The sequence below is a fragment of the Segetibacter aerophilus genome (assembly GCF_007991655.1).
GTDB lineage: Bacteria > Bacteroidota > Bacteroidia > Chitinophagales > Chitinophagaceae > Segetibacter > Segetibacter aerophilus.
The window spans coordinates 242,331-254,603 of the sequence record NZ_BJYT01000005.1 but is presented as its reverse complement, the minus strand read 5'-3'; the positions used below and the strand labels follow the sequence as shown (position 1 = coordinate 254,603).

The 12,273-nt window shown below is 40.3% G+C and carries 10 protein-coding genes; 5 read left to right on the top strand and 5 right to left on the bottom strand.

Annotated elements, in window-relative coordinates; genetic code table 11:
* The first annotated feature begins 11 nt into the window (after nucleotides 1-11).
* The 3 genes from SAE01_RS08480 to SAE01_RS08470 all read left to right on the top strand — a co-directional run bounded on the left by SAE01_RS08480 (nucleotide 12) and on the right by SAE01_RS08470 (nucleotide 1,987).
* Nucleotides 12-845 (top strand): response regulator, encoded by an 834-nt coding sequence (locus SAE01_RS08480; protein ID WP_147203318.1) that lies wholly within the window; start codon nucleotides 12-14, stop codon nucleotides 843-845.
* A gap of 131 nt (nucleotides 846-976) precedes the next feature.
* The gene (locus SAE01_RS08475; protein WP_147203317.1) at nucleotides 977-1,180 is read left to right on the top strand and encodes a hypothetical protein; all 204 of its coding nucleotides are present in this window, start codon (nucleotides 977-979) and stop codon (nucleotides 1,178-1,180) included.
* A 120-nt stretch (nucleotides 1,181-1,300) separates the two neighbouring features.
* Nucleotides 1,301-1,987, top strand: a complete 687-nt coding sequence (locus SAE01_RS08470; protein ID WP_147203316.1) for an SRPBCC family protein — start codon at nucleotides 1,301-1,303, stop codon at nucleotides 1,985-1,987.
* 191 nt (nucleotides 1,988-2,178) lie between these two features.
* On the opposite strand, the gene SAE01_RS08465 is transcribed toward SAE01_RS08470, so the two are convergent.
* Nucleotides 2,179-3,303, bottom strand: a complete 1,125-nt coding sequence (locus SAE01_RS08465) for a DNA adenine methylase (protein ID WP_147203315.1) — start codon at nucleotides 3,301-3,303, stop codon at nucleotides 2,179-2,181.
* A 146-nt stretch (nucleotides 3,304-3,449) separates the two neighbouring features.
* Here SAE01_RS08465 and SAE01_RS08460 point away from each other — a divergent pair, with 146 nt between their 5' ends.
* Nucleotides 3,450-5,453, top strand: coding sequence for a PAS domain-containing sensor histidine kinase (locus tag SAE01_RS08460; protein ID WP_147203314.1), 2,004 nt, complete (start codon nucleotides 3,450-3,452; stop codon nucleotides 5,451-5,453).
* Here the strand turns inward: SAE01_RS08460 and SAE01_RS08455 are convergent.
* From SAE01_RS08455 to SAE01_RS08440, 4 genes are all read right to left on the bottom strand, one after another.
* The gene (locus SAE01_RS08455; protein WP_147203313.1) at nucleotides 5,434-6,267 is read right to left on the bottom strand and encodes a CvfB family protein; all 834 of its coding nucleotides are present in this window, start codon (nucleotides 6,265-6,267) and stop codon (nucleotides 5,434-5,436) included. The genes SAE01_RS08460 and SAE01_RS08455 overlap by 20 nt on opposite strands.
* A 95-nt stretch (nucleotides 6,268-6,362) precedes the next feature.
* Nucleotides 6,363-7,427 carry an NADPH dehydrogenase NamA gene (gene namA / locus SAE01_RS08450; RefSeq protein ID WP_147203312.1) on the bottom strand — a complete coding sequence of 355 codons (1,065 nt, stop codon included), beginning with the start codon at nucleotides 7,425-7,427 and terminating at the stop codon, nucleotides 6,363-6,365.
* A gap of 164 nt (nucleotides 7,428-7,591) precedes the next feature.
* Complete coding sequence (gene dctA / locus SAE01_RS08445) at nucleotides 7,592-8,848, bottom strand: C4-dicarboxylate transporter DctA (RefSeq protein WP_147203311.1); 1,257 nt, start codon at nucleotides 8,846-8,848, stop codon at nucleotides 7,592-7,594.
* A 368-nt stretch (nucleotides 8,849-9,216) separates the two neighbouring features.
* Complete coding sequence (locus tag SAE01_RS08440; RefSeq protein ID WP_147203390.1) at nucleotides 9,217-10,770, bottom strand: hypothetical protein; 1,554 nt, start codon at nucleotides 10,768-10,770, stop codon at nucleotides 9,217-9,219.
* Nucleotides 10,771-10,981: 211 nt separating this feature from the next.
* Between SAE01_RS08440 and SAE01_RS08435 the strand changes: the two genes are divergently transcribed.
* Nucleotides 10,982-12,154, top strand: a complete 1,173-nt coding sequence (locus SAE01_RS08435; RefSeq protein WP_147203310.1) for a 2-isopropylmalate synthase — start codon at nucleotides 10,982-10,984, stop codon at nucleotides 12,152-12,154.
* The last annotated feature ends 119 nt before the right edge of the window (nucleotides 12,155-12,273 follow it).

Genomic DNA, 12,273 nt, shown 5'->3' with positions numbered 1-12,273 from the left:
CGGACACAATAATGACAAAAACTTATTCAACAATTGACCATCAACATATCATATCTCTTGGAAAGCTAAAGGTTTTGCTCGCCGAAGACAATGAAGTGAACCAGCTGCTTGCGAAAGGCATTTTGAGATATTGGGGAATGGAAACTAAAGTGGCGGCTACGGGCAACGAGGTGATAGAATTTTTAGCTTATGAGGATTTCGATTTGGTTCTGATGGATATACAAATGCCGGAAAAAAGCGGAATAGAAGCTGCAACTGAAATACGAAACTTAACGGATCTCAAAAAGAAAAATATTCCGATCATCGCACTTACGGCCAACGCTTTAAAAGGTGAAGAAAAAAAATACGTGGCCGCAGGTATGGATGATTTTCTAACCAAACCTTTTAAAGAAGGTGATCTATACGAAGTGATTGAACGAGTGCTGCGTAAAGAAGGTTCATTTGGAAGAAAGGTGCTCTATCAAAAGCACGAAAATGAAGTGGTAACAGAGAATAGGCCTACAGGAAATTTATACGATCTAAAACAACTGGAAGAGATAGCCGCAGGCAACACAGATTTTCTTGCTGCCCTTGCTAAGATTTACCTCGATACCATACCGGCAACTAGTACAGAAATGGTGGAGGCAACCAAAGCAGGCGAGTGGGATAAGGCTTCTAAACTGGCTCACAAACTAAAATCTACTATTGATAGCCTGAATATGCATCTTATCATTAAGGACATACGTGCTATAGAAGTAGATGCAAAAAATAGGGTAAATACAGAAACCATTAAAAGGCTTGCCTTAAACGTTGATACTGTCATTAAAAAAGTAGCCTGTCAACTAAAGGCCGATTTCTCGCTATAACTATACGCTTACTATAATTGAAAAAATTTTGTTGAACGGCCGCACTTTGCGGTCGTTTTCATTTTAACCCTTTCGCTAACATTTCTTGGAATGATTTTTTTCTCTATTCCTAAATCTAAATCATTCGTTTTATGAAACTTATACAGAAAGGAGCGTTGGCTTTATTAGTCGCAGCATGCTTCACGATTTACAGCTGTGGCGGACCCAATGATGACAAAGGTGGTATGGATGAGAAAAATAGCAGTGGTGAGGGCGCCATCGACAGCACACGCCTGACAAATTTCGACAGCACCTCTATGATGACGCCAGGCGACGACTCAAATAAATTGAAATAAGTGGATGTTCAAAAATATCTACAGTTTCAACGAACAAAGCAGGAGATTGTAATTTAGCCAATATCAACTCCCCTTATCAAACAAGTCATTTTTTTGATCACCAAAATTAAAATTCTCAACATGAATACAAATTCTGAGACAGGTGCAAAGCTGTCGGTTAACGTCGGTAAGATCGAGCGGATAGCGTCCATCATTGGCGGCTCGCTGTTGATTTACCAGTCAATTACAAGTGACAAGAAAAAGCTTCAGCTGCCGGCTGCTTTAGGTGGCCTCTATCTTCTTGCCCGGGGAGCCACCGGTCACGATAGTTTCTATAGCCTTGCCGGCAAACGTAAACTTCCCGACACGGTGAAAAATATAAATATCATTACAAAGGTTACGGTCAATCGGCCAAGGATGGAAGTGTATAATTTTTGGAGGAAGCTAAGCAACCTTCCCCTGTTTATGCAACATCTTGAGCAGGTAGAAGTATTGGATGACAAGCGTTCGCACTGGAAAGCAAAAGTACCCGGACACCTGGGTACAATTGAGTGGGACGCCGAGATCGTAAAAGAAATAGAAGGCGAACTACTTGGTTGGAATTCTCTCCCCGGAGCGACTATTCACAATGCAGGAAAAGTTGAGTTTAGAGATATAAACGGCTACGGAACAGAATTGCATGTAGTCATCACCTATCGCGCTCCTTTCGGAGATGTAGGTGAAGGCCTTGCATCGCTGTTAAACCCTGTGGTAAAAAAGATGATTATCAAAGACGTTAAAGGTTTTAAACGGTACATCGAGGCAGGAGATATTGCTACAATAGAATAGAAGTAAGAAACAAAAGACAAGATGAAATAAAACATGGACAACTCTTAAAAGTTGTCCAGTTTTGTTTAAAGTAAGGTTGTGGGTAGCAGGCAAAGAATATCTATGAACTTTCGTTGCGTCGCACTCTTGTACTGTTTATTCGTTAATCAACGACAGCATCACTTCTTGTGTCCATCCCGAAATGGATATCGCTAATAATTTACAATTATCAAATGCTTTGTCTCCCGGTTATTTCGACCTCTGACGTTATAAGTATACTTTTTATCAAACTCAATAAACCTACACTCAGGTGAATTATACAGCGAGCGGATAAAATCTGTTTCCTTTATGACCAGCATCCATTTAGCAGCAGTTTTTAATAATGTATCTCTTAACCTTTGCTGATCGGATTTGCTAAAAACATTCTGATCATACTCAGAAAATTCCGAATCGTATGGCGGATCAAGAAAAATAAAATCATTTATGGAAGGTCCTGTTACATGTAGGAAATCTTCGAAGTCGAGGTTATAAAAAGACGCATTAGCAAACAAGCTTTTCACCTCATCAGAAAATATGTTTTCTACCTTTTGCCTGAAGTTTTTTTTGTTATACGCAATGCCGCCATAAGGAATATTAAAATTTCCTTTTCGGCTATACCTAAACATTGACGCGTAGCAAAACTCTCTTACAAAGTACCAGTTCGCTGCTGCTTTTGCTTCGCTCAATTGCAATGATCCTGCAAAGTTCAGATTGGTTAAATGTCTTAGGAATAAGTAAAGGCCGCTTTTAATTGCGGTTTCAATATGAGCTGCTAGTTCAAGTTCATCAAAATCCTTTTCACGTTGAGAGGCAATCTTTTTTAGCCTTTTGCCCTTATCCTGCACGGAGTGAATTAGCATAGCCAGGAACTTGTCACGATCAACAATGAAAGACTCGTCTAACAACGTCTTTTCCTTTTTGTATCGCTTCATTATATGATTAGGAACAGACTCATAAAAAGAGCTTTGATCAATTTCACCCTGAATAAAGCTTTTATATAAAGGCAGGATTGAAGAAATTAAGCTAGCGGCTATATGGCCAGTGGCCTCCCACAAGTCCGCATATTTCATCAACTCTATTCTTAGAGAAGAAGAGTCATGCAGCCGGTAGAAGTTGATCAGGTCGGCACTCTTATCATTTATAAAAGCTTTTGTTGCAGGTTGCAGGGCAAAAAAAGTTCCTCCTCCTCCAAAAAAAGGCTCGTAATATCGTTCAAACCTTGGCAGGTAAGCGGAGAACATAGAAAACTCATTATACTTCCCACCTGTCCACTTTATTATTGGCCTGATTTTTTTCAATGTCTAGCGCGAGAACTACATCGCAAGGTTTTATATTTCTGTTTTTTAAAAACTTTCGCAATATAAGTTACGCCCGTTCGAACTTTTTCATCTAATTATGCCGTAACTACTAAAAGGCTGTCACCAAGCCAACCATTAACAGGAGAATGCTGCCAAACGAAACACCCGACGAATACAAAAGCCTCTATCTGAAGGATTATGCAAGTTTTGTGTTTCAGAATAAGCTTGAAGACTTCGTTTCTGCTTATTTAATAAACATCCATACAAACAAGGTTCCCCTGCTGCAATTCTTTTCGCACCTGTCTGATGAGCAATTGATGGCGGCTGCGAGAGAAGGCATTGTCAGGCTACTGAAGGGCATTGAAAATGGCAATGCAATTGATGATGTTAAAGAAAATTTGAGGCAGTGGAAGCTAAACCTCATTCCTAATATTCCAAGGGACGCTATTTCGCTAAAGGATATTACCCTCATCTACTCTGCGCAAAAACTTTCTTTTCAATCTTTCCTTCCATATTATACTACTGAAGTTGCAGTAGCTACACAGGTTTTTAGTGAAATTGATTTGTTTTACAAACAGGTGCAAGAAATGGCGCTGGGAATACTCGACATAATAACAAAAGAAGAGTATAAAAAAAGACTTGAAAGTGATGAGAAATACCGAAACCTTTTCGACAATGCCAGCGACCTAATTCATATTGCTGATACGAGCGGCCGCATTTTATATGTAAATAATGCGTGGTTATCTACGTTGGGTTACAAGCCGATTGAACTTGAAGGAAAGCATATTTTCGGTTTCATAAAACCAGAGGAGGCTGAGCACTACAAGGCTATCAGGCAAAAAGCAATTGAAGAAAAACAACCCTCAATTTCTACAAGAATAAATTTTATAAAAGCGGACGGCCAAGAGATTACTGTGGAGGGATCTATCAACTACAAGTATAAAGATGGAGAATTGGATTACTCTACAGCCCTACTCCATGACATTACCACTAACCTTACCCACGAAAAGCAAATACAGTTCTACTTACACAGGCTAGCGGACCAGGAAAAAAACCTGCGCGACATTATAGAAAATGCACCTGATGGAGTAATCGTAATTGACAAAGACAATACGATCATTTTGTGGAACCCAAAGTCAGAAGAAATTTTTGGGTGGCATAAAGAGGAAGCAATAGGTAAAAAAATTACGGAGATTATTGTTCCTCCAGCATTGCGCGCAGCACATACCGGCGGTGTCAGCCGGTTTATGTTAACGAAGCAGGCAAAAATTTTAAATCAAACAGTTGAAGTTCCAGCATTGCATAAAAACGGAGATCAATTTTATATCTCTTTGACTGTCTCCCATTCAACTCAGAACGGAAAAGATCTTTTCATTGCTTTTTTACGTGATATAAGTAAACAAAAGAAAAATGAGTTAGAGCTTGAAAACAAACGGAATCAGCTTGAGAAATCAAACAAAGAATTAGAGCAGTACGCCTGGTTAACTTCTCACGACCTTAAAGAACCGCTAAGAAAGATTTTAACCTTTAGTGATGCATTATTAAAAAAAGATGATAACGGTTTAACTGAGCATGCCTTCAGCTACATTCAAAAAATCAACTCTTCCGCGGGAAGAATGAAAAGTTTGATAGAAGCTGTATTAGCCTACTCAAACGTTTCTACGGACAGCGACCTTTTCGTAGAAACTGATCTTAATGCTATTTTAAAAGGAGTGCTCGACGACCTGGAAATAATAATTGAGACTAAAAATGCAATCATTAAAGCGGATGCTTTACCGGTGGTCGAAGCTATTCCGATCCAGATGACACAATTGTTTCAGAACCTGATCAGCAATAGTATTAAATACACAAAGTCAGAAAAGCGCCCGGAGATAAGAATCTGTTGCAAGCCAAAGCTGGAAGGTTTTGAGATAATGATAAACGACAATGGCATTGGTTTCGAAAAAGCCTATTACGACAAGATCTTCCAGGTCTTTCAACGTTTGCATAACAGGTCGTATGAAGGAACGGGTATTGGCCTTGCGCTTTGCAAAAAAATAGCAGAAACACATCAAGGCACCATTCATGCTGAAAGCGAGGTAGGCATAGGGTCAACCTTTATCATTTACCTTCCCGAGAAACATGCACCCGTTAACTCTCCAGCAATTTAATCCCGGTTTTTGCCAAGGTAATTTTCTGTTGCTTAAAGAGACTCCCAACCGCCATTTTGAATGATTTTTTGCTCATTCCAAAAAAGTCATAAATCTCTTCCGGCTTCGATTTATCATGATAAGGCAGGTAGCCGTTATTCTCGTTGAGAAGTCGCAGTATTTTTCCCGCCTCATCCTCTACCCGCTCATATCCCTGCTTGCCAACAACAACGTCAATTTTATTTTCCGGCCTGATAGTCTTTATAAAACCTTTCATTTTGTCGCCTCCTCCAATGTTTTGGTAGATCTCGTTAAAGTGCAACACACCGGTATGGATGTTATTAATGATAACGAGGTAGCCGATATCAGTACGACGGTAAACAATCAGATCAACAGAGTCATTCTCTTTAACGGTAAGGTGTTCGTTGCTTAAAAAAGGTTCGATTTTTTCAGTTGCGGCAACCCTTCCGGTTTGTTCGTCGATGTAGATTTTTACAAGGTATTCTGCACCTTGTCGCATTCCACTTAGTTGTTTACTCTTGGGCACAAAGATGTCTTTCATCAATCCCCAATCCAGGAACGCGCCCTGGTTTGTAACAGTTACAGCTTTCAGCTTTACAATATCTCCCACTACACCTTTTGGCTCTTGCGTGGTTGCAATCAACCTTCCTTCAGAGTCGTGGTATACAAAAACTTTTATCTCGTCTCCAACTGCGAGCCCTTCAGGTACGAACCTTTTAGGCAGCAAAATTCCTTCTGCGCCATCATCAAGGTAAAAACCAAACTCAACTTCCCGCAACACTTTTAGCACGTTATACTCACCAACTTTTATCATACATTATTTTTCTATAGTAAAGTTATATGCATTTAAAACATGCCAGGGTTATAAACAGGCATGCAAAAATCTGTTGTCTCAACTGCTTACTGCTGTTACAATTTTGCCCTCTGGTACTGAACCGGCCATTCAACGTCGACCCCCAACGAATGTGCAGCGTGTAAAGGAAAATATGGATCGCGCAGAAATTGGCGCGCTATTATTACCACATCAGCTTTACCCGATGCTACAATTTCCTCCGCCTGTTCAGGAGTGGTTATGATGCCCACCGCGCCTGTCAGAATACCTGTTTCCTTTTTGATAGCTTCGGCAAAATGTACCTGGTACCCTGGTCCGACTGTTATTTTTGCGTGAGGTATATTTCCGCCTGACGAACAATCAATCAGGTCTACACCTTTCGTTTGCAAAATTCTGGTTAGTTGAATTGATTCTTCTAAAGTCCATCCGCCATCAGTCCAGTCTGAAGCTGATATCCTCATAAAGAATGGCAAATCTTTTGGCCACACTTCGTTGATAGCGTCTACTACCTCAAGCACTATCCTTATCCTGTTTTCAAAAGAGCCTCCGTAATTGTCTTCACGCTGATTGCTTAGGGGAGAAAGAAACTCGTGCAAAAGGTAACCATGAGCCGCGTGCACTTCAACCACTTTAAAGCCGGCTTGCAAAGCACGTTTTGCCGAGTCTCTAAAATCAGCTACAACCTTCTCTATTCCGCTCTTATCCAAAGTTGTAGCCGGCCTTTCGCCTTCTCTAAAAGGTATGGGCGATGGCGCTACAGTGTTCCAACCACCTTCTTCTAACCATAACATTTTGCCACCTTTCCATGGACTGCTATGGCTCGCTTTTCTGCCAGCATGAGCGAGTTGTATCCCCGCTATGCTTCCTTGTGATTTAATAAAGGTTACTATTCTTTTCAGCCCCTCTATATGTTCGTCTTTCCAAATCCCGAGATCGTCCGGTGTTATTCTTCCCTCCGGAGAAACTGCCGTTGCTTCGGTGATAATCAAACCTGCGCCTCCCACCGCCCGGCTTCCTAAATGAACAAGATGCCAGTCATTAGAAAAGCCGTCCACACTTGAATACTCACACATTGGTGATACCACTATCCTGTTCTTCAATTCCACACTTTTTATTTGTAACGGTTCGAATAGTTTAGCCATACTTTGATTGTTTTTAAGGAAACTTCTCCAATTCTTTGAAAAAGTTGTTTACCAATATTTGTACCTCAATGAGAAAAGCTACTAAAGTAACGCAGCCGACGCGTGAATTTAATTGAAGACTTGAGCGTAAGTCGGAAGGAATAGATATAGAAGGCAAAATTTAATTACGCAACTTCTACTATGCGAGCACGATTTTCTACAACAGCTTTATATTGTACCATGTCCACTGCCTTTTCACTTCGGGCAATTACCACCGTTGCTACGGTGTTACCTATCATGTTCGTTAGGGCTCTGGCTTCGCTCATAAACCTGTCGACTCCAATCAATAGAGCAAGGCCTTCGACCGGAACAACTTTTAGCGCCGTTAATGTTGAGGCAAGCACCAAGAATCCACTGCCCGTAATACCTGCTGCACCTTTGCTGGTGATCAATAGAATTCCGATAACAGATAACTCCTGGCCAAGAGATAAAGGAACGTTGTAGACCTGGGCCAGAAAAATTACGCTCAGGCTTAAATAGATACTCGTTCCGTCCAAGTTGAAACTATATCCTGCGGGAACGATTAATCCGACTACGCTTCTTTCACATCCTGCTTTTTCTAGTTTGGCCATGATGTTGGGCAATACCGATTCACTGCTACTCGACCCTAAAACTATGAGTAACTCTGCTTTGATATAGCCCAACAATTTCCAAAGGCTGAAGCCGTAGTATCGGGCTATGAGATTGAGGATAACGAAAATAAACAGGAGGCTCGTTATGTAAAATGTAAGCATGAGCTTACCCAGCAAAGCAAGACTTGTAAAACCAAATTTACCAATCGTGTAAGCCATTCCTCCAAAGGCGCCGAGAGGACTTATCTTCATTACCATCTTAAGTACATTAAAGAGTACCTTATTTATTTTCTCAAAAGTTGCGGTTACGCTTTCACCATATCGGCCTAGTTGTTTTAGACCAATACTAAACAGCACCCCAAAAAACAATATTTGAATAATGTCGCCTTTAGCAAATGCATCAACGATGTTAGAAGGAACAATATGCAGGATGAAATCTGCCCAGTCAAAACCTTTTGGATCTGTTTTAAAAGCTGTAGCACCTGCCGCTGCACTTTGATTTACACCAACACCGGGTTTTATGATGTTGGCCACTACAAGACCAATAATTATCGCAAGCGTTGTTACTATTTCGAAATACAAAAGACCTTTACCTCCTACCCTTCCAACCTTTTTTAAATCTCCTGCGCCAGCGATGCCCAAAACAATCGTAAAGAAAATAACAGGAGCGATCACCATTCTGATCATATTGATAAACATCTCGCTGATGAGTTTTGCTACAGGTGCAAAAGCCGGAAACAACCAGCCAACTATAACACCCGCAACAATGCCAATGATTACTTGTACATAAAGAACTTTGAAATATTTCATCTAATAATTTTTCAGCTGGTTTAGCAAGTACGGGTATTATAAAAGTTAAATCGATATTCTAATTTGAAAACTGCACAATCTTCTTACGTCACATGAAGCCGCTACATATAAGAAAGAACTGTTCCAATAGGTTTTTATCAAAAGTCTGGATTATCCATATCAAGGTTTGAACCCTTTAGCGACCTTTTCTTTAAATGGACTAAACACACAAATTCAGGGTATTATAGCTTTCAATGTAATAAGCAGACAAAGGCAGAATTCCGATAAACCGTACAAGTGTGCGACGCAACAACGATGATAAGAGTACCTAGGCTTGGCTCACAAATACTTTTAAGGTTTTTAAAAGCTTTTCTGCAAAAGCCATAATCTTACTGGCTGCCTTGGAACGTTTTATTACTTTTCTCTTTGATGATATCCTGCAACGGCTTTTGATACACTTTACTTTCCAACCACGAAATGATGTCGAGGTAGGCAAACGCACGCGTCTCAAAACGATTGTTTTCTATACTTTTTAACTTGGTCAGCAATTTCTCAAACTCGGGCCGCAGCTTGCGATAGCTCAGGTGAAATGAATTTCTAAGGAACCGAAAAATCTCCTCTTCAACAATACTAAGGTTTTCCATTTTTGCCATGAAACGGTAGACCGACTTGATGAGGTACTCTAGAATATCGAAATTGCCGATTTCATAATGCGCTATCAAATGCAACAGGCGAGCATAACATTGCAGATCTGTTCGCAGGTCAACCTTCCAGTTAATGATCTTATTTAAGTAAGTGATGGTATTATCGTAGTCGCCGCTACCAAAGTACAGTGAACTGATCTTGTAGTAAAAGACAAGTATGCGGTGACGGTCGAGATATAACCAATACTCTTTTATCTTCTGCTCGATGTTGGGAACGAGTTGCAGGCCCTCCGTAAAAGTGCCTTCCATAAAATGCTTGTTGAGCTTGGCAATATGGATGTACACAAAAGACTGCACCCGGTTATTATCGTTTCCGGTTACGAGATCTGTCTCTGAAAATTGCTCAAACTTCTCCAGGTACTCATTAAATTTTTTACCATTTTTTAAATCGAAATTGGCACTAATCAGGTTGTGCATTCCTTTGATATAGTGCGCTGTTTCTATAGCAATCATGTATGGCTCCTTCTCAAAAAGGTCGACCCATTTTTGTGTATAACGGTAATACATCAGGAAATCCTGCAAAATGAAACCGAACCAACTATAGCTTTGAAAGAAGTAAAGTTTTTCGTAGAAGCCTGTAGCCTGCTCGCCTTCAAAAGGCAATGACTCTTCGAAGTATTGCTTGATAGCCTGAGCATCTTGCTCGTTGCGCGCATGGCCATGCTTTATGTACCAGCTATAAAGCTTTAATGCAAGGTTTGATAGTTGTGTTATTCTACCCAATCGGCGCGTAGATTGTTCAGCTTCGGATGCCAGTACTTCTGCCCTGTCTTCCATGCTCCGGGTAATATGAAGCACCTCAATATTTTTCTCGAGAAACAAAGCCTGCATCATAAAAGTTACCTGGTTGTACTCTTTTGCAGTCTCTTTTAGCTTTTCAAGCATTTTCAAACTCTGCATGTAAAGCCCCTTATTGTACAGCAGGTTAGCATAATCCAGTTGCTCGTGCAGTTGAATCTGAATGTTGTCTGTTGTTTTTAGTACTCTTAAGCTCGCCAACAATTGCTTGTATAAATGTGCCTTGATATTAGACAACTGTTGCTTTTTTACAGAAGGGTTTTTCTTCAGTAGCAACTCTTCATCATATTCAGTCATTTTATCGAGCGCATCAAACACCTGTATGATCTTCAGATCCTCAGTGGCAGTGTTTCTAGTTACGTATAATTTAAAATTGCGCTTTTCAGACTTCTCCATTGTATGTATCAATTGAAAGAGCGCATCTGTCGACCTGTTGGGCATCGTAGTATTTTTATTATGAAAGGCAAGACCAGCAAGGGTTTTAGCCGACGCGTGGCCAATTTCATTAGTGTAAAAAAGAATGAACAATAATTTGAACTGCCATTCAATCGTCGCTAATTTAGCCTATATGGTAGTTTTAGCTGTAATCTAGCTAGTTATAGAGCTGTTACAAATATAAACTGCCTGCTTTCATCTTTATAAAAATTCATTTATGCAAGGCAATCAGGTGTTCATTTTTGATACAACTCTGCGCGATGGCGAGCAGGTGCCGGGTTGTAAACTTAACACACTTGAAAAAGTAGATCTGGCAAAAAGACTGGAAGATTTAGGAGTAGATATTATTGAAGCAGGCTTCCCCATCTCAAGTCCCGGCGACTTTGAGTCTGTAAACCTGATATCTAAAACTATAAAAAATGCAACGGTCTGCGGATTAACAAGGGCTGTACAAAAAGACATCGAAGTTGCAGGTGAAGCGCTGAAGTATGCTAAACGTCCAAGAATACATACAGGTATTGGCACCTCTGATTATCACATAAAAGGCAAGTTCAATTCTAATCGCGAAGACATTTTACAAAGAGCCATTCAATGCGTAAAATGGGCAAGAAACTTTACTGATGATGTTGAGTTTTATGCAGAAGATGCAGGCCGTACAGAAGACGAATACCTGGCAAGAGTTATAGAGGCCGTTATAAAAGCAGGTGCAACCACTGTGAATATTCCTGATACTACAGGGTATTGCCTTCCTTGGCAGTATGGTGCAAAAATCGCCTACCTAAAAAATAACGTCTCTAACATAGAAAAAGCAGTTATTTCATGCCATTGCCATAACGATCTTGGGGTGGCAACCGCAAACGCTATTTCAGGTGTCATCAATGGTGCAAGACAAATAGAATGTACCATAAACGGACTTGGCGAAAGAGCGGGGAATACCTCTCTTGAAGAAGTTGTGATGATCATAAAACAGCACAAACAATTAGGCTTTTTTACAAATATCAAGACAAAACAATTAAACCCTCTGAGCCGTCTTGTTGCTGATACGATGCGTGTGCCGGTTCAACCAAATAAAGCCATTGTCGGTGCAAATGCTTTTTCACATTCGTCCGGCATTCACCAAGATGGATTTTTAAAAGACTCTTCTACTTACGAAACAATCAACCCTGATGAGGTTGGTGCAGATGGAAGCAAGATCGTATTAACCGCTCGTAGCGGAAGAAGTGCTTTAGCTCATCGCTTTCAAAAAATTGGTTTTGATTTTAACCGGAACGATATAGATGTGTTGTATGAAAGCTTTTTGCAGCTTGCCGATAAAAAGAAGGAAGTAGAAGAAGCAGACTTACGCAACCTCGCCGAACAATATCAGCCGGCAATGTCAGGTGCATTATAAATTTTTAGGGAACTAACAGATTGCTGCTATTAAACATCGTTCCGTCGCATTACGTTCGACTGTATTATTACTATTGAACTTTCTGACGGGCAATTGCAAAAAGAAGAAAAGAGGATAGA

Coding starts and splice junctions, on each gene's coding strand:
- SAE01_RS08480 (WP_147203318.1), top strand. CDS start 12: ATGACAAAAACTTATTCAACAATTGACCATCAACATATCATATCTCTT.
- SAE01_RS08475 (WP_147203317.1), top strand. CDS start 977: ATGAAACTTATACAGAAAGGAGCGTTGGCTTTATTAGTCGCAGCATGC.
- SAE01_RS08470 (WP_147203316.1), top strand. CDS start 1,301: ATGAATACAAATTCTGAGACAGGTGCAAAGCTGTCGGTTAACGTCGGT.
- SAE01_RS08460 (WP_147203314.1), top strand. CDS start 3,450: ATGCTGCCAAACGAAACACCCGACGAATACAAAAGCCTCTATCTGAAG.
- SAE01_RS08455 (WP_147203313.1), bottom strand. CDS start 6,267: ATGATAAAAGTTGGTGAGTATAACGTGCTAAAAGTGTTGCGGGAAGTT.
- namA (WP_147203312.1), bottom strand. CDS start 7,427: ATGGCTAAACTATTCGAACCGTTACAAATAAAAAGTGTGGAATTGAAG.
- dctA (WP_147203311.1), bottom strand. CDS start 8,848: ATGAAATATTTCAAAGTTCTTTATGTACAAGTAATCATTGGCATTGTT.
- SAE01_RS08440 (WP_147203390.1), bottom strand. CDS start 10,770: ATGCCCAACAGGTCGACAGATGCGCTCTTTCAATTGATACATACAATG.
- SAE01_RS08435 (WP_147203310.1), top strand. CDS start 10,982: ATGCAAGGCAATCAGGTGTTCATTTTTGATACAACTCTGCGCGATGGC.